Annotated in this window: 1 protein-coding gene; it reads left to right on the forward strand. The window is 42.8% G+C overall.

Translation table 11 applies throughout. The features are described 5' to 3' along the window. Positions 1-158: 158 nt before the first annotated feature. A partial coding sequence (locus AABA86_RS34320; RefSeq protein ID WP_338309898.1) for a hypothetical protein occupies positions 159-432 on the forward strand: 274 nt, incomplete at its 3' end.

Raw genomic sequence — 432 nt, forward strand, 5'->3', positions numbered from 1 at the left:
GATCAGGCAGTATGAATCCTTCCAAATGGAACCTGACGATCCATTGAGGATATGTTTTCAGATTCCAGTTGATTATTGCTGGAATAAGACCCCTCAACAAAAGTTACACAACTGCTGATCATGTCATGAGGATTCTTAGAGGTCTTCCTGAAAGCTAGATGCCCTTGATAACCTCCTTGGAATTGACTAGAGATGTTGAGCAGATGAGTTTGGAAGAACTCATAAGCATACTGAAGTGTCATGAACTAAAGCGTGCTGAACATCAAGGTCACAAGAAGAAGTCTATTGCCTTGAAATCCAAATCTGAAAAGGCTAAGGCTCTCCAAGCAGCAGCAGAAGAATCTGAAGAAGCATCAGAAGATTCTGATGAAGATGAGCTGACTCTGATCTCCAAGAGACTCAACCGCATCTGGAAGCACAGGCAGAGCAAGT

Origin of the sequence: Bradyrhizobium sp. TM233, from assembly GCF_036247965.1 — a bacterium.
Lineage (GTDB): Bacteria > Pseudomonadota > Alphaproteobacteria > Rhizobiales > Xanthobacteraceae > Bradyrhizobium > Bradyrhizobium ottawaense.